We start from the raw sequence: 19,865 nt of genomic DNA, 5'->3' as shown, positions 1-19,865 counted from the left end.
AGCTCCTTCCACCTTTCCTCCAAGGGGCGGGTCTGCTAGGCTAAGGGGAGCAAGCCTGGCTTGCGAAAGGGTGACCATGAAGGTTGAACAAGACAAGGTCGTAACCATCCGTTACACCCTCCAGGTGGAGGGGGAGGTCTTGGACCAGGGGGAGCTTTCCTATTTGCACGGGCACGGCAACCTGATCCGGGGCCTCGAGGAGGAGCTGGAAGGCCGCGAGGAGGGGGAGATCTTCCAGGCCCGTGTGCCTGCGGACAAGGCCTATGGACCCCGCGACCCCGAGGGGGTCCAGGTGGTGCCCCTCTCCGCTTTCCCCGAGGACGCGGAGGTGGTGCCCGGGGCCCAGTTCTACGCCCAGGACATGGAGGGGAACCCCATGCCCCTCACCGTGGTGGAGGTCCAGGGGGAAGAGGTGACCATTGACTTCAACCACCCCCTGGCGGGCAGGGACCTGGACTTCGAGGTGGAGGTGGTAAGGGTCCGGGAGGCCACCCCGGAGGAGATCCTTCACGGCCACGTGCACGAGGGCGGGCACCACCACTAAACCTGCTGCCTTAGAAGCCCCAAGGCCCCTTGCGCTTTGGGGCTTGACTTTTTGGGTAATCCGTGGGATAGTGAAGAGTCCCTGGAAAGCCAGGTGGGTTTTCGGGATGAAGGAGAAGCATGAAGAAGGGTACCGTCAAGTGGTTTAACGCGGAAAAAGGCTACGGGTTCATCCAGCAGGAAGAGGGTCCGGATGTGTTTGTGCACTTCACGGCCATCGAGGCCGAGGGGTTTCGCACCCTGAACGAGGGTGACCGGGTGGAGTTCGAGGTGGAGGCCGGCCGGGGCGGCAAGGGCCCCCAGGCCAAGAAGGTCCGCCGCCTCTAATACCACCCCACCCTGGCTCGCGCCAGGGTGGGGGCCCCGGTAAGACCACCCCAGCCTGACGAAGTCAGGCTGGGGTGCCGATAAAGCCCCGTTTTTAGCAGTGAAAGGCCCCCCATCGGGGGCCTCTTTCCTTTAGGCTTGGGTCTATGTACACGTCAAAACCTCCATAGGGCATAACCCCAAGGGACTTCCGCGCCTTCCTCCCCCTGCACCCCAGAGGGCAAGCGCCCAAAGGGTGAGCAGGTCCAGCCCCGCCCGGAAGAGGCTCTGTCCCAGCCTCCCGTGCTTCTTGGGCCTCACCGGACGCACCCGGTGCAGCACAAGCCCCGTCCGAAACGCCCACACGAAGGCCAGGCTCAAGGGGACCAAAAGCCGCGAAAGCCTCTCCCCCCGCGTCACGTGCGTGGCCTCCAGGTCAAATCCCCGCCCCTTCAGGGCCCCAAAGAGCCGCTCTATCCCCCACCTGAGCCCGTACACCTCCAGCACCCGGTGAGGGTCCAGGTCCGTAGCCACAATCAGCCACTCCCGGACCCCAAGGCGCAACCCCACCACCCACATGCGCCGCCCGTAGACCCAGTACCGCCGCCTGGGCACCCGGCTCTCTCCCACCTTCAGGGAGGCAAAGAGCTCCCAGGCCCGAGGGCCCGAGCCCAACCGCCACATCCGGGTGTTGGCCTTGATTCGGATGCACCGGGGGATGCCCTTCTCCTCCAGGTACCGGAACCACGCCTCCCCTATGAACTCCCGATCCGCCAGGAACCCCTCCACCCGGAGGTGGGGGAAGTGGGCCCTCAGGAAAGCCAAGGCCCTCTCCATCAGGGCGATGCGTTCGGGGGTGGAGGAGTTGCCGTCGTGGGGAAGGAAGCTCCAGAACAGGGGGACGGCCAGGCCTTGGTACAGGAAGGCCAGCATCAGGAGGTTGACCTTGCTCTTCCCCAGCTCCCACTCGGTCCGGTCCATGACCAGGAGGAGCCCTTGGGGTCGGAGGAGGGCGAAGATGAAGCGGGCATAGCCCTCCCCGTCCAGCCCCGGCCAGGCCAAGAACCGCTGGAACCTTCGGTAGGCGGAGCGGGGGTCAGGGCTGGCTATGGAGCCGAGGGAAAGAGCGAGTCTGGGGCCGCTTGTGGTGCGGGCGGTGACCAGAGCCATCACCAGGGCGGCCAGGAAGGTGAGGCGCCTGAGGTCGGCCTTCCAGTATCGCTTCAAGGCGTTGATGAGTGGGGTAAGCTGTTCCATGGGGACCACCTCCTATGGGTACCTGCCCATCCACGTGGGCGCAGGTCCATCCTAAAGGGGTGGTCCCACGTTTTGACGTGTACTGAGGGCTTGGGTTATGCGCATCCTGGTTTCCAACGACGACAGCATCTTCTCCCCCGGGATCAAGGCCCTGGGCCTGGCTATGCGGGCTTTGGGGGAGGTTTGTGTGGTGGCCCCGGATGTGGAACAGTCCGCGGTGGGCCACGGGATCACCGTGAGGCGGCCCCTACGGTTCAAGCACACCGCCAGCGCGGGCTTCGGGGAGATCCCCGCCTACCGGGTGGACGGCACCCCTGCGGACTGCGTGGTGCTGGGCGTTCACCTTTTGGGCCGGCCCGACCTGGTGGTCTCGGGCATCAACATCGGGGTCAACCTGGGCTTGGACCTCACCCACTCGGGCACGGTGGCTGCGGCTTTGGAGGGTACTTCCTTGGGCATTCCCTCCATCGCCTTCAGCCTGGATACCTCGGGGGAGGAGCTCAACTTCACCCTGGCGGCGGAGTGGGCGGTAAGGATCGCCCGGCTGGTGATGCGAAGGGGGCTTCCCAAGGGGGTTCTCCTCAACGTGAACTTCCCGGCGGGGGTGCCCAAAGGGGTGAGGGTTACCCGGCTTTCCACCCACCACTGGGAGGACACGGTGGTGGAGCGCCTGGACCCCGAGGGGAGGCCCTACTACTGGATCGCCGGCACCCCCGTGGGGGAGGAGGAGGAGGGAACCGACCTTCACGCGGTGCGCCACGGGTACATCTCCATCACCCCCGTGAGCCTGGATTTCACGGCGGCAGATCTGTTGGAGGAGGTGGCCCGCTGGGTGGAGGAAGTATGACCACCGGCATCCCCTCCCTTAGCCCCAGGGCTTCCTTGGCGTTTCCCCGGTTGAGGGCGATCTCCAAGAGGCCTCCGCTTCCCAGGTAGGCCACGGCCTCTCCCGCTTCCACCTGGCCGAAGGTTTGGCGGATGGGGATGCGTTTCCCCGCCACCTCCACCACGCTCTCCAAGGGAGCCTCGAGGAGGGTGGTAATGGCGTTGCCGAAGCGGTCAAAGGTGAGGATCTCCCCTTCTGGGCCTGGGGTGAGGGTGAGGGGAAGGCGTATGAGGTCCTGGGCGGGCACCTCTGGTCCAAGCTCCTCGGCAGCCAGCCCTAGGGCCAGGTGGGCTGCGGCGGGGGCGAAGAGGTCGCGGCCGTGGAAGGTGTAGCCCCCCGGGGCCCAGCCCGGAAGGGGGAGGATGCCCTTGGGGCTTGGAGGGGAGATGCAGGTGATCTCGTGGGCTCGGATGGGTGGGTCCAGAAGCCAGGCCAGGGTGAAGAGGCCGTTGTCAGGCCCCACGTAAAGCCGCCTTCCTAGGGCGGCGATGGCCCGCCTCTTGGTGCCCACCCCAGGGTCCACCACCGCCAGGACCACCGCCTGTTCCGGCAGGTAGGGGAGGGCCTCAAAAAGGGCGTAGGCAGCCCGGCGCAGATCCTGGGGGGGTAGGGCGTGGGCCAGGTCCAGGACGGGTACCCCGGGAGCTTTTTCCCAGAGCACCGCCTTCACCACGCCCACGTAGGGGTCCTCGAGGCCAAAATCGGAAAGGAAGAAGACGGGGTGCATTTTCTCGTTAAAAGGCCCGAAGCCAGAGGGCGGGGAAGAGGGCCAGGATCACCCCCGCCACCACCCAGCCCAAGGCCAGGCCAAGGGTGCCTTCCACCCGTTCCTTGGCCCAAAGGAGCCCGGTTCCCAAGAGGATGAGGAGGAAGGTGGGCCCGGGCACGGCCAGGGCGAAGAGGAGGACGGCTAAATAGGGGTGGAGGTCCTTATACCGCTCCTTGAGGACCAGGGGAACAAGGCCCCGGAAGAAGGGCTCCATGAGGGCCAGGCCCAAGAAGGCCAGGAGGTTTAGGGGCAGGGTGCCAAGCCCCAAGGTGTCCCTGATCCAGCCGTAGAGGAAAAGGAGGAGGACCAAGGCCGGCCCCACCCAAAACCCCTCGATCCAGCTGGACCAGGGTCCCAAAAGGGCAGAAAGGCGCTTGCGGAAGGGCCTTTGGAGAAGGAGGCTTGCGAAGAGGAGAAGGCCATAGAAGAGGTAAAAGCTGGGAAGGATCAGCTCTTTCTGGTAAGGGGTGATGAGGGCTAGGGCGTTGGCGAAAAGGGTTTTGCCCAGGAAGGCGGCCAGGAGGAGGGCCAGGAGGAGGGAGCCCAGGAGGGTCAGGTAAAGGCTTCCCGGCCCCGGCAAGGGATCCTCCACCACCTCGAGGGTGCGCACGGGCTCGATGCGGCTTTCCCCGAGGAGGACGAGGAGCAGATAGAGCAGGATGACCAGAAGCCAAGGCCAGGCCCAGGCCAGGAAGCGGGCCGGGAGATTTTCCAAGGAAGCCAGCTGCCTTAGGGCGGCCTGTCCCTGGGAAAGCTGACCCTGCCCCAGGTAGGCCAGGACCAGCAGGGAGAGAACCTCGCTTTGCATCCGGGGCTCTGCCGCAAGCTGGGGAAGAAGCCCCTCAAGAAGGGGAATGGCCTCCTGGGGTTTCCCCGAGAAAAGGAGGAGGCGGCCCCTTTCCAGCCTCTCCGCCAGGGTGGGACCCAGGATCTTTAAGCCCTCCTGGGGCTGCCCCAAGGCCAGGTGGAGCTGGGCCAGGAATAGCCGGGCCTCGGGGGTGGGGGGCAGGTTCTGGGCGAGCCTTAAGGCCTCCTCGTACCGACGGAGGGCCTTGAGGGCCATGGCCGTTAGAAGGTTGGCCTCGGGTCCTGGGGGCAGGGAAAGCTTGAGGACTTCCGCGGCCCGGCCTCTTTGCAGGAGAATCCGGGCCCGAAGAAGCTTTGCCTCGGGCTCGTCGCCCAGTTGTCCCAGGTAGCTTTCCGCCCGGTCCAGATCCCCTCTTTCCAGGTGGATACGGGCCAGAAGGAGGAGGCTTGGCTGGTGGCCGGGGTCGCTTTTAAGGGCCAGCTCGCAGGTGGCCTGGGCACTTTCCAGGGCTCCTTGTTGGTATAGGCGCTGGCAACGGGCGAAATACTCTTCGGCTCCCTGGGCCAAAGCGGGAGAGAGGAAGTGTAGGCCCAGGAGAACCAGTAATCCCCCAATAAGCCCCATGCCTTCCAGTTTACGCCCTCCCTCTCTTGTACCGGGTATAATCCGCTGCGGGTGAAACCCATGAGGCGATGGATAACCTTGGTTGTTGCGATGGTTTGGGTCGTCGGCCAGGCCCAGGCCCCCCAGGTGTCGGCCCTGGTGGATGCCGGGCGGTTTCAGGAAGCGTATGAGCTGGGCTTAAAGCTGGGTACCCCCGAGGCCTTGGCCTTGGCGGCCAAGGGGGCAAGCTTCTACGCCCTTTACCAAGCCAAGCCCGAGGAGAAGCGCACCTGGTTTGAAAAGGCGGAGAAGGCGGCCTCCCAGGCCATCGCCAAAGCCCCGGATTACCCCGAGGGCTACTTTGAGCGGGCCCGGGCCCTGGGGCGGCTTTCCCAGTTCAAGGGGATCCTCGAGGCCCTGGCGGAGGGCTTGGCCTCCAGGATCCGAGGCGACCTGGAGAAGACCTTGAAGCTCAAGCCCGACCACGCCGGGGCCATGGTGGCCCTGGCCCTCTGGCACTTTGAGCTGGTGCAGAAGGGCTGGTTGGTGGCGGCCACCCAGGGGGCGGATGGCTCGAGGGTGGAGCCCCTCATGCAAAAGGCCATAGAGCTGGAGCCGGATGGGATCATCCACCGGGTGGAGTACGCCAGGGTCCTTGCCGCCTGGGGCAAGAAGGAGGAGGCCAGAAAACAGCTGGAAAAAGCCCTCTCCCTTCCCGCCAAAACTGCCGCCGACCGCTACGACCAGGAGAGGGCCCGGCAGGAGCTTGCCAAGCTGAAGTAGACCCAAGGAGCTCGGAGGCCGGGTGTATCCGGCCTCCTTTTTTACCTTGGAGTGGGGAGCCTAAGACCAAGCCGCCTTCCGAAGATCCGCAGGAGCGCGGTGGCCAGGGTCCCGGCGAAAAGGGCCCCTTCCGGATGGGTGCCGTAGAGGGCATAGACCACAAGGGCTCCCACCAGGGCAGCGGAAGCGTACAGGTCCCCTGCCCGGTAGAGGATGCCCGGCACCTCTCCGGAGAGCACGTCCCGGAGCACGCCTCCCCCCACCCCTGAGAGGGTGCCCGCCAGGGCCACGCCGAAGGGGCCAAGCCCCGAGACCAGGCCCCGCTCCGCTCCCAGGGCAGCAAAGAGGCCTAGGCCAAGGGTATCCAGGTAGTAGATGAGCCGCTCCATGGCTTGTACCCTGGGGTGGAAGCGGAAGACGAGAAGCCCCGTGAGGACCACGCTCCACAAGAGGGGCTCGTTGTGCAGGGCCGTTGGGGGAAGGGTGCCCACCAGGACGTCGCGGATGGACCCACCCCCCACCGCGGTTACCGTGGCCAGCACCAGGACCCCCAGAAGATCAAAACCCTTTTCCACTCCCTTCAAGGCCCCGGTGGCGGCGAAGATCAGGGTGCCGAGCCAGACCAGGACCTCAACCATCCAAAAGCACCATGGCTCGAGCCTGCACGTGCGCTACCGCCAGGCCCTCCGAGGTCTTGAAGGTGAGACCGATGCGGTCCAGGGGCAGGCCAAGAAGCCGGGAGAGATTTTCCAAAAGGCCCTGCCGGTGGGGGGAAAGCTTGGGCTGGTCCAGGATGATGGCCAGGCTTACCTGGATCAACCTTCCCCCCCTTTCCTCAACGAGGCGGAGGGCCTCCCTTAGAAAGACCTCGCTGCGGGCTCCTCGCCACTTGGGGTCGGTGTCGGGGAAGAGGAGGCCGATATCCCCAAGGCCAAAGGCGGCCAGCAAGGCGTCGGTGAGGGCGTGCAGGGGAGCGTCCCCATCCGAGTGGGCCAGGGCCCCGTGGGGGCTTGGAATCAGGAGGCCGCAGAGATACAGGGGTTTTCCCTCTATAAGGCGGTGGCTATCCTCCCCGTAACCTAGGCGCATGGCTATACTTTAGGGCATGCCGAGCTTTGCGGAAGCCCTAGCCCTCATGGAAGCCTGGACGGAAAGCGAGTCCCTAAGGCGGCACATGCGGGCGGTGGAGGTGGCCATGCGGGCCTATGCCCGCCGCTTCGGGGAGGACGAGGAGCTTTGGGCCATGGCCGGGGTCCTGCACGACATGGACTACGAGAAGTACCCCCAGGAGCATCCCTACCGGGGAGTGGAGGAGCTGAGGCGCCTGGGCTACCCGGAGGAGGTCTTGGAGGCCATCCTGGGCCACGCCTCCTACACCGGGGTACCCCGCAGGACCCTTATGGCCAAGGCCCTTTTCGCGGTGGACGAGCTTACGGGCTTGATCACCGCCGCGGTCTATGTGCGCCCGGATCGCTCCATCCTGGGCCTGGAGCTTTCCAGCTTGAAGAAGAAGTTCAAGGACAAGGCCTTCGCCAAGGGGGTGAACCGGGAGGAGATCCGGATGGGGGCCGAGGACCTGGGCCTTTCCCTGGATGAGCACATGGCCTTTGTCCTCGAGGCCATGAGGAAGGAAGCGGAGCTACTGGGCCTAAAGTAGTTGCCTTCGCCCCCTGTGTTCCGCTAGGGTGGAGGGCGTGGAGCTACCCGACCTAAGCCCTTACCTGGGGCAGGTGACCTTTGGCGGCCTGGCGGGGTATGCGGTGGGCTACGCCTTGAAAAAGCTGGGCCGCCTTCTGGCCGTGGCCCTCGGCCTCCTCTTCGTGGTTGTGCAGCTTTTGGCCCAGGCGGGCTACATCCAGGTGGACTGGACCCGCATCCAAAGGGATGTGGAGCCCCTCCTCCAGCAACCGGGTTTGCAGAGCCTGTGGGAGAGGCTCCTCACCACCCTCACCTACAACCTGCCCTTCGGGGCTAGCTTCGTGGGTGGGTTGATCCTGGGCCTGCGGGCTGGCTGAGGAGCAGGGGACGGCCTAGACCCAGGTGAGTTCCAGGTGGGCCTTCAGATAGCCCACCTGGAGCCCCCGGTAGTTCCTGCGTTCGGGCTGGTCCCAGGGGGTGGGCCCGGGATCCAAGCCCAGGAGCCTGAGGAGGGCCACCACCGCCACCTCCCGGGCCTGGGCCGAGCCGTCCTCCACCTTCAAGGCAATCCCCAGGGGCCCGTGGGGGCTTTCCAGAAGGGCCAGGCCGTAATAGCCGTCGGCTCCCCGCTTGGCCACCACCGGCAGGCGCTCCATCAGGAGGGTGTCGATGCTCCCGGGTCCTGCCACCAGCTCGGGGTGGCGGCGCATGATCTGCTGCACCTTGCGGAGGGGTTCCCGGTACGCCTCGAGGGCCCTTTCCGGCGCCGCCAGGAGGTAAAAGGCCCGGGCGGCCCGGGAAAGGGGCAGGGAAAAAGTGGGGACGCTACACCCGTCGATGGCCAGGAGGGGCTCCACCCCGGAAAGCTCCCTCAGGGTCTTCCGGTTCAGGACCTGGACCGGGTGGTCGGGGGTCTCGTAGCCTTCAGGGCTGGCTCCTAGGGCGAGGGCGGCGGCCAGCATGCCCGCATGCTTCCCCGAGCAGTTGTGGTGGAGGGGCGTGGGGCTTTGCCCGGCTTCCTCCAGGGCCTTCCGGGCCTCCCTGGAGGAGGGAGGGTGGACCCCGCAGACCAGGGCCTCGGGGCCGAGGCCCAGCTTGGCCAAGAAGCCGGAAGCCACCGCCACATGGCGGGGGGTGCCGTCGTGGCTGGCGGTGGCCAGGGCCACTTCCTCCTCCGTGATGCCAAACCGCTCCACCGTCCCCGTGAGGAAGAGGGCCAGGGCCTGGAAAGGTTTGGCCGAGGAGCGCATGTAGGTCCAAAGCCCGGGGTTTCCCGCATAGGCCAGTAGGCCTTCCGGCCCGTGGATGGCCAGGGAAATGCGGTGCCGGTTTTCCACCTCTTGGCCGCGGTAGGCGTAGACCCAAGCGTTCACGCCCCAAGTCTACGCCGGGCCTCCTCAAAAAGGGGCCGCCAGTGCAAGCCGAGGTACGGGGAGGGGAAGCCCTGGAGTTTCCCCTCTGCCTTTCGCAGGTTCCGCAAGCCGCTTCGCCCCGCCTGAAGCTGGTGTAGGGTTGCGGCCAAGAGGATGAGTCCCTGCAGGAACCGCCGCTTTTCCCCTTCGGCCTCCCGCCAGGCTTCCTCCAGAACCTCATGGGCCTCAAAGAAACGGCCCTCCTGGAAAAGGTGCCAGGCCTCACTCAAGGCTTCCACCCCTTTAGGCTAAACTCTTCCCATGCGCTTCATCCAGGCGGTATGGCTCCTGGTCGCCTTGGCTTCCAGCCCGGGCTTGGGGCTTAGGCTCGCCACCACCACCAGCGTCTATGACTCGGGGCTTTTGGACCGGCTTTTGCCGGCCTTTGAGAGGGCCATGGGGGTGCGGGTGGAGGTCTTGGCCGTGGGCACGGGGCAGGCCTTGCGGCTGGCCGAGCGCAAGGATGTGGATGCGGTCCTGGTCCATGCCCCGGACCTCGAGGGGGAAGCCTTGGAGCGCGGTATCATCGCCCAGCCCTTCTGCCTGGCCCAGAATAGCTTCCTCCTGGTGGGGCCAAAAGGGGATCCCGCCCGGATCCGGGAGGCAGGGGATGTCCTGGAGGCCTTGCGGCGGATCGCCCGGGCCCAGGCTCCCTTCGTGTCCCGGGGGGACCGCTCGGGCACCCACCTGAAGGAGCTGGAGCTCTGGCGGAAGGCAGGCCTCACCCCCGAAGGGGGCTGGTACCTGGAGTCCGGGGCGGGCATGGGCCAGACCCTGGTTCTGGCGGCGGAGAAGGGAGCCTATACCCTCTCCGACCTGGCCACCCACCTCACCGTGGGCCGCAAACGGGGGCTGGAGGCTCTTTATCGGCGGGAGGATCCCCTTCTCTTGAACCAGTACACCTACTACCTGGTGCCTCAGGGGGCGAAGGCGGAGGAGGCGGAGGCCCTGCGCCGCTTCCTGGCCACGGAGGAGGCGGCTCGGTTGGTGGAGGGTTTGCAGGTGGAGGGGACCCCGCTCTTTAAGCCCTTGAGGGGGCGGTGTATCATCCCCAGGGGTGGAGGCCGCTGAGCTTTTGGAAATCTCCTTGCGCAGCCTCTGGGTGGCGGGGCTTGCTACCTTGCTGGCGGCTTTTCCCGCCGTGCCCTTGGGGCTTTGGCTGGCCCTTAAGGGGGGTGGGGGGATTTTCGGGCGGATTCTCCTCTATGCCGGCCTCGCCCTCCCCTCCGTGGTGGTGGGGCTTTTCTTCTACCTCCTCCTTTCCCGCTCGGGGCCTTTGGGATCCTTGGGCCTCCTTTATACACCCTACGCCATGGTGCTGGCGGAGGCGGTCTTGGCCCTTCCCCTCATCGCCGCCTTCGTGCTTTCGGGGGCCAGGGGTAGGGTGGAGGAGGTGCGGCTTTTGGTGCGGAGCCTGGGGGGCAAGGAGGGCCAGGTGCTTCCCACCCTGTTCTGGGAAAGCCGCCGCACCCTGGCCGCTGCCTTGGCCGCCGGCTTCGGCGGGGCCATCAGCGAGGTGGGGGCGGCCACCCTGGTGGGCGGGGATATCCGCCACCACACCCGGGTCCTCACCACGGCCATCGTGGTGGAAACCCGAAAGGGGGAGCTGGAAAGCGCCTTGGCCTTAGGATTTATTCTCCTGGGGGTGGCCCTTTTGGTCACGGCCCTCCTGGTTATCCTGGAGCGGGAATGAGCCCGGTTTTGCAGGCCCAGGGGTTGGTGCACCGCTACGGGGATTTTCGCCTCGAGGTTCCCCACCTCGAGGTTTATGCCGGGGAGATCCTGGCGGTGCTGGGGCCTTCGGGAAGCGGCAAGACCACCCTCTTGCGCCTTCTTGCGGGCCTCCTTTCCCCGGAAGAAGGCCAGGTGGAAGGAGGATTCCGCGCCTACCTGCCCCAGACCCCACCCCTTCTTCGGCGGAGCGTCCTGGAAAACGCCGCCTTTGGCCTTTGGCTTAGGGGTGTCCCCCGGCGCCAGGCCTTAGCCCGGGCCGCTGGGCTTTTGCCCAAAGTTGGCTTAGAGGATAAGGCCCGGCAACCCGCCCATCTCCTCTCCAGCGGGGAAGCGGTGCGCCTGGCTTTGGCCCGGACGCTTCTGGTGGAGCCTGCGGTCTTGCTCCTGGACGAGCCCACCGCCAGCCTGGACCCCGCCAACACCCTGAAGGTGGAGGCCTTGCTCCAGGAGGCAGCCAGGGGAGGCCGGGGGGTGGTCCTAGCCACCCACGACCTCTTCCAGGTGCGCAGGCTGGCCCATAGGGTGGTCTTCCTCTTCCAGGGCCAGGTGGTGGAGGAAGCCCCTGCGGACCGGTTTTTCCAAAGCCCAAGGGACTCGAGGAGCCAAGCCTTTTTGGAGGGACGGTTGCTTCCTTAACCTCCCCCCCGGGCTGCCGCCAGGCGGATGCGGCCGAACCAGGCCTCCGCCGCCTCTCCTTCCACCTCCACCTCGATCTGGGGGAGGGAAAGGCTTCCCACCCTTAAGGGTTCCGCCTCGGCGAAGCGCACCCGGGCCCCGGGGAGGGCGTAGACTCCCTCCTCCAGCTTTCTCCCGCCCCATTCGCTGAGGTACCTTTCCAAGAGCCAGGCGGGCAAAGCCCCGAAGCGCTGGGCGAAGGTTCCGCCCGCCACCGGGGGGAAGAGGTCCAAGGTGGCCTCCTCCGTCAAGGGGGTGGCGAGCCCTTCCAGGTAGCGCACATCCCGCCCCTCCAGGAAAAGGGAAACCCGTTCGGCGAGGCTTTCGCCTTCAAAGAGCTCCTCCTTTAGGGTGGGATAGGCCCGGACCAGCGCCTCCAAAACCTCCCCCACCGTCTTGCCTTCCACCCGGACCTGGCTTTGACCCGTGAGGTCGCGGAAGGTGGCGTACAGGTTCACCCTAGGCATAGGAAAAGTGTAAAGGAGACCCGAGGGCGAGGGCCCGGGTCTCCTTAGGGTACCCCTTAGTCGTCCGCGGCGGCGGACAGAATGCCCAAGGCCTGGAGCTTGGCCGGGGGCACCACCCCCTTCTCCCAACCCCGCTCCTGGTAGTATTCCTGCAACATCAGGTCCAGCTCCGTGAGCTGGCCCTTGGAGCCTGCGCAGTCGGAGGGTTCCTTGAGGAAGCGCTCGGGCAGGTAGTCGGAGCCTTCCGCCCAGCCTGCCAGGTTGTTGTAGTAGCGCTCCAGGTTGTAGATGCGCTCCCCGATGAGGAGGATCTCCTCGGGGGTCACGGGCCGGCCCCAGTAGGCGGCAAGCTGCTTGGCGTACTCCTCGGGACCCTCGGCGAACTGGCTGAACTTGCAAAGGTCCAAGGAGTCGGTGAAGGCGGAGAGGTCCTGGAAGAGCTTGGTGAGCTTGCCCTTCCCCTCCCAGGCCAAGGGGTCGGTCTTGTAGGGAACGCCCAGGATCTCCGAGGCGGGGGTGTAGGCCCGGAGGTGGCAGGCCCCGCGGTTGGAGGTGGCGTAGGCGATGCCCATGCCCTTGAGGCCCCGGGGGTCGTAGGCGGGGATGGACTGCCCCTTGACCTCGAGGGCAATCTCGGGGTGGCCGATGGCCTTGGCAAAGCGGGCCGGGCCTTCCGCCAGGCTGTCCCCCACGCCCCGGCGGTAGGCGATGGCCTCGATGATGCGGGCCTCGCCCTCCTTGTCCCCAAAGCGGATCCCATCAGGGCCCTGGTAGTAGCCCTTCTCCGTGGCCTCCATGAGGACGGCGATGGCGTTTCCGGTCTCAATGGTATCCATGCCGTAGGCGTTGCAGAGGTAGATGGCGTACCCGGTCCAATCGGTGTCGGTGTGGCCGGAGTGGGCCCCTAGGGCCCAGGCGGACTCGTACTCGTAGGACTCAAAGCGAATGGCCTTGCCGTTGATGTGCACCTCCACCATCTTCTTGCAGGCCACGGGGCAGGCGTGGCAGGTGTTGTCCTTGATGAGGCGGTGTTCGCGGATGTACTCCCCGGAGATGGTCTCTACTCCTTCCATGCAGGTGTGCTGGGCGTTGAAGGTGGGCAGGGCCCCCATTACGTTGGTGATGTTCATGAGCACGTTGGTGCCGTAGAGGGAAAGCCCTCCCTTTTTGGGGGCGGTGACGTTCTTGGGGTCGTTGATGGTGGCCGAGGCCTGGCGGTCGGCCTCCCGCCAGAGCTGGGGGTCCTTGGGCTGGGGCATGTTCTCCTGCTTGCCCACCACCACGATGGCCTTGAGCTTCTTGCTCCCCGCCACCGCCCCGGTACCCCCCCGGCCCGCAGCGCGCTCGTCGTTGTTGATCCAGTTGGCGAACCGCACCAGGTTCTCCCCGGCGGGGCCGATGGCCATCACGTCGGCATCCTCCCCGTGCCGCTCCCTAAGGATGCGGTGGGTCTCATGGGTGGTCTTGCCCCATAGGTCCGAGGCATCGTGGAGGGTGACTTCCCCGTCCTTTACCAGGAGGTAAACGGGCTTTTCCGAGGCCCCTTTGATGAGGAGCCCGTCAAACCCCGCCCACTTCAGCTTGGCCGCGGTCCAGCCCCCCATGTGGCTATCCGTTACCGTGCCCGTGAGGGGGCTCTTGGTGACCACCGCCAGGCGCCCGGACATCTTAGCCCGGGTGCCGGAAAGGGGACCATTCATGATGCAAAGGAGGTTGTCGGGGCTAAAGGGGTCCACCTTGGGCCCGTTTTCAAACACGTACTTGACCCCTAGACCCCTCCCGCCCACATACATCTCCAGGTCCTTGGGGTCGGGGGCGAAGTACTCCACCTGGCCGCTAGAGAGGTTGATACGGGCAATCCTATGGGCATATCCACCGAGCATCCTTTACCTCCTTCTGGGCCAAAGGGAAGACACCTGTTGCGAAGAAGGCCACGCACCGCTGCCCAGGTTCTGGAGGATTATACCACCCAGACCCCCGGATAAAGGAGGTGACAGGCATAATGGAGCCATGCTGGCCCTTTTGGGGGAGGTCCTGGTGGACCTCATTGAGGAAAACCAGGACCCCTTGCGCTTTAGGGGGGTCCTTGGAGGCTCGGTGCTGAACACCGCCACCACCCTGGTCCGGTTGGGGTTTCCCGTGCGCTTCCTTTCTGAGGTGGGGGAGGACTGGGTTTCCGCCTGGAGCGAGGAGGAGATGAGAAAGCGAGGCCTCGAGCTCAGGCTTTTCCGCCATCCCGCCCCCATGCCCCTGGCCCTGGTGCGCCTGGATGCGGAGGGAAATGGGGAGTATAGCTTCCACCGTCCCTTTCATCTGCCTTACCGCCCAGGGCCTGAAAGCCTCCGGGGAGCCAGGGTGTTCCACTTCGGCTCTCTCCTGGCCCTCGAGGCCCGCACGGCGGAAGGGGTGGAGGCCCTCCTCCAGGAGGCCCTGGAGGAAGGCGCCCTGGTTTCCTACGACCCCAACCTGCGCCAAGACCCTACGGAGACGGAAAGAAGCCTCATAGCGGGTTACCTCACCCGCACCGATCTCCTAAAGCTTTCCCTGGAGGACGCCAAGCTTCTCTTCCCGGAAAACCCCATAGAAGGGGTTAAGCGCCTTCCCATCCCCCTCAAGGTGCTCACCCTGGGACCGGAAGGGGCGGTGGCTTTCCACGGGGAAAAAGAGGTGCGCCTTCCCGCAGAAAAGGTCCAGGTGGTGGACACCGTGGGGGCCGGAGACGCTTTCACCGCCGGGCTTCTCGCCCTCCTCCTCAAATGGGGGTACGGGCGTGAGAACCTGAAGGCGCTTTCCCTAAAGGAGTTGAAAAGGGCCCTTCAGGGGGCGGTGGCCCTTTCCGCCCTGGCCTGTACCGTGCGGGGGGCCTACCTGCCGGAGGAGGGGCTTAGGGCCTGGCGGGCCCGGTTCCTAGGGGATTAGGAGCACCTTGCCCGTGGTCCTCCGCCCTTCCAGGGCCTCGTGGGCCTCCCGGGCCTTCTCCAGGGGAAACTCGGCCCCGATGCGCACCCTAAGCCACCCTGCCCGCACCGCCTGGAAGACCTCCCCAGCGCGCCAGAGGAGCTCCTTGCGGCTTGCGGTGTAGTGGTGCAGGGTGGGGCGGGTGAGGAAGAGGCTACCCTTGCGGTTCAGCACCTGGGGGTCCAGGGGGGGAACGGGCCCCGAGGACTGGCCGAAGAGGACCAGGTAGCCCCGGGGCCTTAGGGCCTCGAGGCTCCCCTCAAAGGTGCTCTGGCCCACGCCGTCGTAGACCACATCCACCCCACCCCCGGAGAGGGCCTTCACGGCTTGGGCGAAGCCCTCGTAGGGCAGGGCGTGGTCCGCGCCGGCCTCGAGGCAAAGGGCCCGCTTCTCCTCGGTGCTGGCGGTGGCGTAGACCGTGGCCCCCAGCCGCTTGGCCCACTGGATGAGGAGGAGTCCCACCCCCCCGGCCCCCGCATGGACCAGGACCTGATCCCCAGGGCGGACGGGGTAGGTGCTCTTCAGAAGGTAGTGGGCGGTCATGCCCTGCAGGAGGCTCGCTGCCGCCAGCTTGGGATCCAGCCCTTGGGGCACGGGTACCAACCTCTCCGCTGGCACCACCTGGTACTGGGCGTAGGCGCCCTGAACGTTGGCGAAGGCCACCCGGTCCCCAGGGCGTACCCCCACCACGCCTTCCCCCACCTTCTCCACCACCCCGGCTCCTTCCTCCCCTAAGGTGAAGGGAAGGGGCATGGGGTAAAGGCCCTTGCGCTTGTAGGTGTCGATGTAGTTGACCCCGATGGCCAAAAGCTTCACCAAAACCTCCCCTGGCCCTGGCTCGGGGGTGGGGAGGTCCTCGAGGGTCAAGACCTCAGGGCCGCCTGTTTGGTGCACCTGTACGGCCTTCATGGGGAACAGTCTACGGTAAACTGGAGGGGTGAATCGGGCTAAGGACTGGCTTCTCCAGGCGGAAAGGGACCTGGAGATGGCTGAGATCGCCCGGAAGGCAGGCCGGCACGAGTGGGCCTGTTTTGCCGCCCAGCAGGCCGCAGAGAAGGCGGTGAAAGCCCTCCACCTCCACTTAGGCCAGGAGGCTTGGGGGCATGTGGTGGCCCGGCTTCTCAAGGAGTTACCCTTGGAGGTTCCTCAAGACCTGGTGGAAAAGGCCCGCTACCTGGATGGGCTCTACATACCCACCCGATACCCCGATGCTTTTCCCGAGGGGCCTTCTGCGGAGCACTATGGCCCCTTGCAAAGCCAGGAGGCGGTGCGCTATGCCCGTGAAATCCTTGAATTCTGCCGTGCTCAGATGGCCTAGCCGGGAGGAAGTGGAAGGTGCCCTTCAGGCCTGGATGCTCCGCCACCCCATCCCCGGCCTCCTGGCCCTGGGCTACTTCGGTTCCTACGCCCGGGGCGACTACGGGGTGGGAAGCGACCTGGATCTCCTTTTGGTGGTGGAGTCCTCTTCCCTTCCCTCCTGGCAACGGGCCCTAAGCCTGCCCCTGGAGGAGCTTCCCGTGCCTGCGGAGGCCTTGGTCTACACCCTGTCGGAGTGGCAAGCCCTGCCCCAGCGAAGCCCCCGTTTTTCCGAAACCCTTAGGCGGGAGGTGCGCTGGCTCTTTCGCCATCCCGCCCTTTCCCCTCTGGATCCTCCTTAAAATCCCCTCTGGTACTGCGGTGGGACCTCTGGGGCTACCCCTAGGGCCTTGGCCGCCTTTAGGGGAAAGTAGGGGTCCCGGAGGAGAACCCGGCCCAGGAGCACCAGATCGGCGCTTCCCGCCTGAAGGAGGGTTTCCGCCTGCTCGGGGGTGGTGATGAGGCCCACGGCTCCCGTCCGCAGGCCCACCCTCTTGCGCACGGCGTCGGCGAAGGGCACCTGAAAGCCGGGGGCCAGGGGAATCCGCACCCTGGGTATCACCCCGCCGGAGGAGCAGTCCAAAAGGTCCACCCCAAGTTCCTTTAGCCGGCGGGCGAAGGCCAGGGTGTCCTTAAGGCCCCATCCCCCTTCCCCCCAGTCGGTGGCGGAAACCCGTACCAGCAGGGGAAGCTCCTTGGGTACCACCTCCCGCACTGCCTGGGCCACCTGGAGGGGAAAGCGCATGCGGTTTTCCAGGCTTCCCCCGTAGGCGTCGGTGCGCTGGTTGGAAAGGGGGGAGAGGAAGGAGGAAAGGAGGTAGCCATGGGCCATGTGGAGCTCGATCACCTGAAAGCCTGCCCTAAGGGCTCGTCTGGCTCCTTCCACGAAGGCCTGGAGGATGCGCTCCATCCCTGCTTCGTCCAGGGGTTCGGGTACCGGGTAGCCCTCGTCAAAGGGAATGGGGCTTGGCCCCACCACCCGCCAGCCCAGGGGCTTTCCCCCTTCCCAGGGCCTGGCGGTCCCCGCCTTGCGCCCGGCGTGGGCCAGCTGGATCCCCGGCACCGCTCCAGCTTCCCGGATCCTCCGGGCAAGCTCCTTCAGGCCCGGAAGGTGATCCTCCGACCAGATGCCCAGGTCATAGGGGCTGATACGGCCCAAAGGTTCCACGGCGGTGGCCTCCACCAGGATAAGCCCCACGCCGCCCATGGCCCGCGTGGGGTAGTGGAGGAGGTGCCAGTCCGTGACCTGGCCCTCGAGAGTGGCGGAGTACTGGCACATGGGGGACATGGCCAGGCGGTTTTTCAGCCGGAGGCCGCCGAGTTCCAGGGGGGTGAAGAGCAAGGCCATGCCTCCATTATGGAGGACTCTTGAAGGAAATCGTAAGGAAACCGTCCCGTGGGGGCCGGGTTTCCCCGCGCTCTTTTTGGGGATAGACTGGTCTTATGAACCCCGGCTTCGGTCAGGGGCAAGGTTCCGATCTGGCGGCTGCCTTCCGCTACGTGGAAAGCCTCCTCTTCGGGGATATGGAGCGCCCTGGCCTCACCCTCTACGACCTGGAGCGCTTGGTGGGGTACCCCGCCAAGGGGGAGGGTCCTTTGACCTACACGTTTCCCCGCACCAAGAGCCTTTCCGGCGTGCAGGCGGTGCGTTTCTACTACTACCCTAAAGACCCTCATCTCCAGCTCATCGTGGAGGTGGAGGACCTCCAGGGGAAAAGGCACCTTCGCCACTTCCGCTGGAACGGGTTTACCTGGGAAACCCCCGAGGGGGGGCAGGGGGAGCTGAAACCCACCCGGGAGGAGCCTGGCTCCGTTCAAGTGGGGGAGGATTTCTTCCTGGGCTTCCCCCGGGAGGAGGCCCTGGAGCTGGAGGAGGCGGTGCGCAAGGGGGAGGCCTCGGGGGTCAAGTACCTCCTGTGCCCCCGGTGCCACACCCGGATCTTCTACGCTCCCTCGGTCCGCCCCGCGGGCCTCGTCTGCCCCCGGTGCGGCAACTCCACCCTCCTCTTCAAGACCCTTTCCGCGCCGGAGGGAGCCAAGGACCCCCTCGAGGCCCTGGCGGAGGAGCAGCGGGCCCTGAGGAAGGCCATAGAGGAGCTTACCGCTTACCTCAAGCGGAAGCTGGGCCCCTAGACCCGGGTTCCCGGCTGGCCCCAGCCCGTGTAGGCGTAGAACCGTCCCCGTTCCCCTCCCAGATAGTCCAAGAGCGGCTCCAGCAAGGGGCGATGGCCAGCAAGCTTTACCGCCACCTCTTCCGGGGTGAAGAACCGGGCTTCCACAATGTGGCCGTCGGGATCCCTGGGGTTCAAAAGCCCCTCGTAGCTGGCCCGAAAGGCCATGGCCAGGGTACGCTCGTTCTTGCGGCGGTCCTCCACCTGGATGGCGTAGGCCAGGTGCTCAATGGCCTTCACCCTAAGGCCGGTTTCCTCCCGCACCTCCCGCACCAGGGCTTCCAGGGCGGTTTCTCCGGGTTCCACGGTGCCCCCGGGGAGGGTGTAGCGCACCATGCCCCGCCTGCCCCAGTCGTTCCCCACCAGGAGGACCCGGCCCTGGCGGTCCAACAAAATGGCCGCCACCACCAGGATCTCGCGGCGCATCACGCTTCCGTCAAGGCCTCCAGCTGCCGTTCCTGGTCGGCCCGTCTAAGGGCTTCCAAAAGGGGCTGGAGGTTTCCTGAGAGGATGCCCTCGAGGTCATGGGTGGTGAAGCCGATGCGGTGGTCCGTGACCCGGGACTGGGGGAAGTTGTAGGTGCGGATCTTCTCCGAGCGCTCCCCGGAGCCGATCTGGGCCAGGCGGGCCTTTCGGAGCTTCTCCTCTTCCTCCGCCCGCTTCATCTCCAAAAGGCGGCTCCTTAAGATCATCAGGGCCTTCTCCCGGTTCTTGATCTGGCTACGGGAGTCCTGGCAGGTGACCATGATTCCCGTGGGCAGGTGCACCACCCGCACGGCGCTATCGGTGGTGTTTACCCCCTGGCCTCCAGGCCCCGAGGCCCGCATCACGTCAATGCGGATCTCGTCCATGTTGAGCTGGAAGTCGGACTCCTCCGCCTTGGGCAAAACGGCCACCGTGGCCGTGGAGGTGTGGATCCGCCCTTGGGTTTCCGTGGCGGGAACCCGTTGCACCCGGTGGACCCCGCTTTCGTACTTAAAGGTGCCGTAGGCCCCCGGGCCCCGGATCTCCACGATCACCTTGGAGAAGCCCCCCAGGTCCGTGGGATGGGAGTCCAGGATCTCGGTCTCAAACCCCATCTCCTCGGCGAAGCGAAGGTACATCTCCAGAAGGTCGCGGGCGAAAAGGGCGGCCTCCTCACCCCCGGTGCCGGCCCGGATCTCCAGGATGGCGTCCCGTTCGTCCAGGGGGTCTTTGGGCAAGAGGTGGCGCTCCAGCTCCTTTTCCAGCTCCGCCTTACGGGCAAGAAGGGCCTCCTTCTCCGCCTTGGCCACCTCCTTCAGCTCGGGATCCTCGAGGAGGCTCTCCACCCCCTCCAGGTCTTCCAGCACTTTCCGGTATTCCCGGATGAGGGCGATCACCTCCCCCATCTCCGCATACCGCCGGGAAAGGGCCTGGTAGCGCTTCTGGTCCTTGAGGACCTCGGGATCGGCGAGGAGCCCTTCCAGCTCCCGGTATTCCCCTTCTAGCTGCGCAAGCTTCTCCAGCATACCTTACCT

The 19,865-nt window shown here is 65.8% G+C and carries 26 protein-coding genes; 13 read left to right on the top strand and 13 right to left on the bottom strand.

Annotated elements, in window-relative coordinates:
• Positions 1-76: 76 nt before the first annotated feature.
• Both MI302_RS11910 and MI302_RS11905 read left to right on the top strand, forming a co-directional pair.
• The gene (locus MI302_RS11910; RefSeq protein ID WP_019551386.1) at positions 77-544 is read left to right on the top strand and encodes a peptidylprolyl isomerase; all 468 of its coding nucleotides are present in this window, start codon (positions 77-79) and stop codon (positions 542-544) included.
• A 119-nt stretch (positions 545-663) separates the two neighbouring features.
• A complete protein-coding gene (locus MI302_RS11905) occupies positions 664-870 on the top strand; it encodes a cold-shock protein (RefSeq protein ID WP_015715977.1) in 207 nt (68 codons plus the stop codon).
• A gap of 144 nt (positions 871-1,014) precedes the next feature.
• Here the strand turns inward: MI302_RS11905 and MI302_RS11900 are convergent, their stop codons facing one another.
• Positions 1,015-2,106 (bottom strand): IS4 family transposase, encoded by a 1,092-nt coding sequence (locus MI302_RS11900; protein ID WP_014514485.1) that lies wholly within the window; start codon positions 2,104-2,106, stop codon positions 1,015-1,017.
• A gap of 97 nt (positions 2,107-2,203) precedes the next feature.
• Here MI302_RS11900 and surE point away from each other — a divergent pair, with 97 nt between their 5' ends.
• Positions 2,204-2,953 carry a 5'/3'-nucleotidase SurE gene (gene surE / locus MI302_RS11895; protein WP_239725888.1) on the top strand — a complete coding sequence of 250 codons (750 nt, stop codon included), beginning with the start codon at positions 2,204-2,206 and terminating at the stop codon, positions 2,951-2,953.
• Here surE and MI302_RS11890 read toward each other — a convergent pair.
• Positions 2,901-3,719 carry an S-adenosyl-l-methionine hydroxide adenosyltransferase family protein gene (locus MI302_RS11890; RefSeq protein ID WP_239725887.1) on the bottom strand — a complete coding sequence of 273 codons (819 nt, stop codon included), beginning with the start codon at positions 3,717-3,719 and terminating at the stop codon, positions 2,901-2,903. The genes surE and MI302_RS11890 overlap by 53 nt on opposite strands.
• Positions 3,720-3,726: 7 nt before the next feature.
• Positions 3,727-5,193, bottom strand: coding sequence for a lipopolysaccharide assembly protein LapB (locus tag MI302_RS11885; protein WP_239725886.1), 1,467 nt, complete (start codon positions 5,191-5,193; stop codon positions 3,727-3,729).
• A 60-nt stretch (positions 5,194-5,253) separates the two neighbouring features.
• On the opposite strand from MI302_RS11885, the gene MI302_RS11880 reads away from it, so the two are divergent.
• Entirely contained in the window at positions 5,254-5,955 is a 702-nt protein-coding gene (locus MI302_RS11880) for a hypothetical protein (RefSeq protein WP_052037974.1), read from the top strand.
• 41 nt (positions 5,956-5,996) lie between these two features.
• On the opposite strand, the gene MI302_RS11875 is transcribed toward MI302_RS11880, so the two are convergent.
• Together MI302_RS11875 and ispF are read right to left on the bottom strand one after the other, a co-directional pair.
• Complete coding sequence (locus tag MI302_RS11875; protein ID WP_239725885.1) at positions 5,997-6,593, bottom strand: trimeric intracellular cation channel family protein; 597 nt, start codon at positions 6,591-6,593, stop codon at positions 5,997-5,999.
• Positions 6,586-7,044, bottom strand: coding sequence for a 2-C-methyl-D-erythritol 2,4-cyclodiphosphate synthase (ispF, locus tag MI302_RS11870; RefSeq protein WP_015715982.1), 459 nt, complete (start codon positions 7,042-7,044; stop codon positions 6,586-6,588). Before ispF ends, MI302_RS11875 begins: the two co-directional genes overlap by 8 nt.
• Before the next feature lie 16 nt (positions 7,045-7,060).
• On the opposite strand from ispF, the gene MI302_RS11865 reads away from it, so the two are divergent.
• Positions 7,061-7,612, top strand: a complete 552-nt coding sequence (locus tag MI302_RS11865) for an HD domain-containing protein (protein WP_239725884.1) — start codon at positions 7,061-7,063, stop codon at positions 7,610-7,612.
• A gap of 37 nt (positions 7,613-7,649) precedes the next feature.
• Complete coding sequence (locus MI302_RS11860; protein ID WP_019551393.1) at positions 7,650-7,970, top strand: FUN14 domain-containing protein; 321 nt, start codon at positions 7,650-7,652, stop codon at positions 7,968-7,970.
• 15 nt (positions 7,971-7,985) lie between these two features.
• On the opposite strand, the gene MI302_RS11855 is transcribed toward MI302_RS11860, so the two are convergent.
• Positions 7,986-8,966, bottom strand: a complete 981-nt coding sequence (locus MI302_RS11855; RefSeq protein WP_126206788.1) for an asparaginase — start codon at positions 8,964-8,966, stop codon at positions 7,986-7,988.
• Positions 8,963-9,244: a DUF309 domain-containing protein gene (locus MI302_RS11850; protein WP_126187638.1), complete on the bottom strand. Its 282-nt coding sequence runs from the start codon at positions 9,242-9,244 to the stop codon at positions 8,963-8,965. The genes MI302_RS11855 and MI302_RS11850 overlap by 4 nt, the downstream gene beginning before the upstream one ends.
• Positions 9,245-9,266: 22 nt before the next feature.
• Here MI302_RS11850 and MI302_RS11845 point away from each other — a divergent pair, with 22 nt between their 5' ends.
• Genes MI302_RS11845 through MI302_RS11835 form a run of 3 tightly spaced genes read left to right on the top strand, consistent with a single transcriptional unit; the run spans position 9,267 to position 11,375 of the window.
• Positions 9,267-10,076, top strand: coding sequence for a substrate-binding domain-containing protein (locus tag MI302_RS11845; protein ID WP_239725883.1), 810 nt, complete (start codon positions 9,267-9,269; stop codon positions 10,074-10,076).
• Positions 10,063-10,698 carry an ABC transporter permease gene (locus MI302_RS11840; protein ID WP_126164861.1) on the top strand — a complete coding sequence of 212 codons (636 nt, stop codon included), beginning with the start codon at positions 10,063-10,065 and terminating at the stop codon, positions 10,696-10,698. The genes MI302_RS11845 and MI302_RS11840 overlap by 14 nt, the downstream gene beginning before the upstream one ends.
• Positions 10,695-11,375, top strand: coding sequence for an ATP-binding cassette domain-containing protein (locus MI302_RS11835; protein ID WP_239725882.1), 681 nt, complete (start codon positions 10,695-10,697; stop codon positions 11,373-11,375). Before MI302_RS11840 ends, MI302_RS11835 begins: the two co-directional genes overlap by 4 nt.
• Here the strand turns inward: MI302_RS11835 and MI302_RS11830 are convergent.
• Together MI302_RS11830 and MI302_RS11825 are read right to left on the bottom strand one after the other, a co-directional pair.
• A complete protein-coding gene (locus MI302_RS11830) occupies positions 11,372-11,881 on the bottom strand; it encodes a ubiquitin-like small modifier protein 1 (protein WP_239725881.1) in 510 nt (169 codons plus the stop codon). The genes MI302_RS11835 and MI302_RS11830 overlap by 4 nt on opposite strands.
• Positions 11,882-11,937: 56 nt before the next feature.
• Positions 11,938-13,764 carry an aldehyde ferredoxin oxidoreductase family protein gene (locus MI302_RS11825; protein ID WP_239725880.1) on the bottom strand — a complete coding sequence of 609 codons (1,827 nt, stop codon included), beginning with the start codon at positions 13,762-13,764 and terminating at the stop codon, positions 11,938-11,940.
• A 127-nt stretch (positions 13,765-13,891) separates the two neighbouring features.
• On the opposite strand from MI302_RS11825, the gene MI302_RS11820 reads away from it, so the two are divergent.
• On the top strand, positions 13,892-14,800 hold the full coding sequence (locus MI302_RS11820) for a carbohydrate kinase (RefSeq protein ID WP_239725879.1): 909 nt from the start codon (positions 13,892-13,894) through the stop codon (positions 14,798-14,800).
• Here MI302_RS11820 and MI302_RS11815 read toward each other — a convergent pair.
• Positions 14,789-15,748 carry a quinone oxidoreductase gene (locus MI302_RS11815; RefSeq protein WP_239725878.1) on the bottom strand — a complete coding sequence of 320 codons (960 nt, stop codon included), beginning with the start codon at positions 15,746-15,748 and terminating at the stop codon, positions 14,789-14,791. The genes MI302_RS11820 and MI302_RS11815 overlap by 12 nt on opposite strands.
• Before the next feature lie 28 nt (positions 15,749-15,776).
• Here MI302_RS11815 and MI302_RS11810 point away from each other — a divergent pair, with 28 nt between their 5' ends.
• Both MI302_RS11810 and MI302_RS11805 read left to right on the top strand, forming a co-directional pair.
• Entirely contained in the window at positions 15,777-16,157 is a 381-nt protein-coding gene (locus MI302_RS11810; RefSeq protein ID WP_239725877.1) for a HEPN domain-containing protein, read from the top strand.
• On the top strand, positions 16,114-16,497 hold the full coding sequence (locus MI302_RS11805) for a nucleotidyltransferase domain-containing protein (RefSeq protein WP_239725876.1): 384 nt from the start codon (positions 16,114-16,116) through the stop codon (positions 16,495-16,497). The genes MI302_RS11810 and MI302_RS11805 overlap by 44 nt, the downstream gene beginning before the upstream one ends.
• Here the strand turns inward: MI302_RS11805 and MI302_RS11800 are convergent.
• The gene (locus MI302_RS11800; RefSeq protein ID WP_239725875.1) at positions 16,494-17,543 is read right to left on the bottom strand and encodes an NADH:flavin oxidoreductase/NADH oxidase; all 1,050 of its coding nucleotides are present in this window, start codon (positions 17,541-17,543) and stop codon (positions 16,494-16,496) included. The genes MI302_RS11805 and MI302_RS11800 overlap by 4 nt on opposite strands.
• A gap of 95 nt (positions 17,544-17,638) precedes the next feature.
• Here MI302_RS11800 and MI302_RS11795 point away from each other — a divergent pair, with 95 nt between their 5' ends.
• Positions 17,639-18,328 carry a hypothetical protein gene (locus MI302_RS11795; RefSeq protein ID WP_239725874.1) on the top strand — a complete coding sequence of 230 codons (690 nt, stop codon included), beginning with the start codon at positions 17,639-17,641 and terminating at the stop codon, positions 18,326-18,328.
• Here the strand turns inward: MI302_RS11795 and MI302_RS11790 are convergent.
• Positions 18,325-18,792 (bottom strand): NUDIX hydrolase, encoded by a 468-nt coding sequence (locus MI302_RS11790; protein WP_126165364.1) that lies wholly within the window; start codon positions 18,790-18,792, stop codon positions 18,325-18,327. The genes MI302_RS11795 and MI302_RS11790 overlap by 4 nt on opposite strands.
• Positions 18,792-19,856, bottom strand: a complete 1,065-nt coding sequence (prfA, locus tag MI302_RS11785; RefSeq protein ID WP_239725873.1) for a peptide chain release factor 1 — start codon at positions 19,854-19,856, stop codon at positions 18,792-18,794. Before prfA ends, MI302_RS11790 begins: the two co-directional genes overlap by 1 nt.
• Positions 19,857-19,865: the final 9 nt, after the last annotated feature.

Origin of the sequence: Thermus sp. NEB1569 (assembly GCF_022385295.1) — a bacterium.
In the GTDB taxonomy this organism is placed as follows: domain Bacteria; phylum Deinococcota; class Deinococci; order Deinococcales; family Thermaceae; genus Thermus; species Thermus scotoductus.
Note: the sequence above shows the minus strand (reverse complement) of the source record. Positions and strands in the feature narration are given on the sequence as shown.

Excerpts from the sequence above, each read along its gene's own strand:
- MI302_RS11800 (WP_239725875.1), bottom strand. The coding sequence starts at position 17,543 with ATGGCCTTGCTCTTCACCCCCCTGGAACTCGGCGGCCTCCGGCTGAAA.
- MI302_RS11820 (WP_239725879.1), top strand. The coding sequence starts at position 13,892 with ATGCTGGCCCTTTTGGGGGAGGTCCTGGTGGACCTCATTGAGGAAAAC.
- MI302_RS11805 (WP_239725876.1), top strand. The coding sequence starts at position 16,114 with ATGCCCGTGAAATCCTTGAATTCTGCCGTGCTCAGATGGCCTAGCCGG.
- MI302_RS11790 (WP_126165364.1), bottom strand. The coding sequence starts at position 18,792 with ATGCGCCGCGAGATCCTGGTGGTGGCGGCCATTTTGTTGGACCGCCAG.
- ispF (WP_015715982.1), bottom strand. The coding sequence starts at position 7,044 with ATGCGCCTAGGTTACGGGGAGGATAGCCACCGCCTTATAGAGGGAAAA.
- prfA (WP_239725873.1), bottom strand. The coding sequence starts at position 19,856 with ATGCTGGAGAAGCTTGCGCAGCTAGAAGGGGAATACCGGGAGCTGGAA.
- surE (WP_239725888.1), top strand. The coding sequence starts at position 2,204 with ATGCGCATCCTGGTTTCCAACGACGACAGCATCTTCTCCCCCGGGATC.
- MI302_RS11910 (WP_019551386.1), top strand. The coding sequence starts at position 77 with ATGAAGGTTGAACAAGACAAGGTCGTAACCATCCGTTACACCCTCCAG.
- MI302_RS11875 (WP_239725885.1), bottom strand. The coding sequence starts at position 6,593 with ATGGTTGAGGTCCTGGTCTGGCTCGGCACCCTGATCTTCGCCGCCACC.
- MI302_RS11815 (WP_239725878.1), bottom strand. The coding sequence starts at position 15,748 with ATGAAGGCCGTACAGGTGCACCAAACAGGCGGCCCTGAGGTCTTGACC.
- MI302_RS11900 (WP_014514485.1), bottom strand. The coding sequence starts at position 2,106 with ATGGAACAGCTTACCCCACTCATCAACGCCTTGAAGCGATACTGGAAG.
- MI302_RS11880 (WP_052037974.1), top strand. The coding sequence starts at position 5,254 with ATGAGGCGATGGATAACCTTGGTTGTTGCGATGGTTTGGGTCGTCGGC.
- MI302_RS11845 (WP_239725883.1), top strand. The coding sequence starts at position 9,267 with ATGCGCTTCATCCAGGCGGTATGGCTCCTGGTCGCCTTGGCTTCCAGC.
- MI302_RS11865 (WP_239725884.1), top strand. The coding sequence starts at position 7,061 with ATGCCGAGCTTTGCGGAAGCCCTAGCCCTCATGGAAGCCTGGACGGAA.
- MI302_RS11890 (WP_239725887.1), bottom strand. The coding sequence starts at position 3,719 with ATGCACCCCGTCTTCTTCCTTTCCGATTTTGGCCTCGAGGACCCCTAC.
- MI302_RS11830 (WP_239725881.1), bottom strand. The coding sequence starts at position 11,881 with ATGCCTAGGGTGAACCTGTACGCCACCTTCCGCGACCTCACGGGTCAA.
- MI302_RS11835 (WP_239725882.1), top strand. The coding sequence starts at position 10,695 with ATGAGCCCGGTTTTGCAGGCCCAGGGGTTGGTGCACCGCTACGGGGAT.
- MI302_RS11885 (WP_239725886.1), bottom strand. The coding sequence starts at position 5,193 with ATGGGGCTTATTGGGGGATTACTGGTTCTCCTGGGCCTACACTTCCTC.
- MI302_RS11825 (WP_239725880.1), bottom strand. The coding sequence starts at position 13,764 with ATGCTCGGTGGATATGCCCATAGGATTGCCCGTATCAACCTCTCTAGC.
- MI302_RS11795 (WP_239725874.1), top strand. The coding sequence starts at position 17,639 with ATGAACCCCGGCTTCGGTCAGGGGCAAGGTTCCGATCTGGCGGCTGCC.
- MI302_RS11905 (WP_015715977.1), top strand. The coding sequence starts at position 664 with ATGAAGAAGGGTACCGTCAAGTGGTTTAACGCGGAAAAAGGCTACGGG.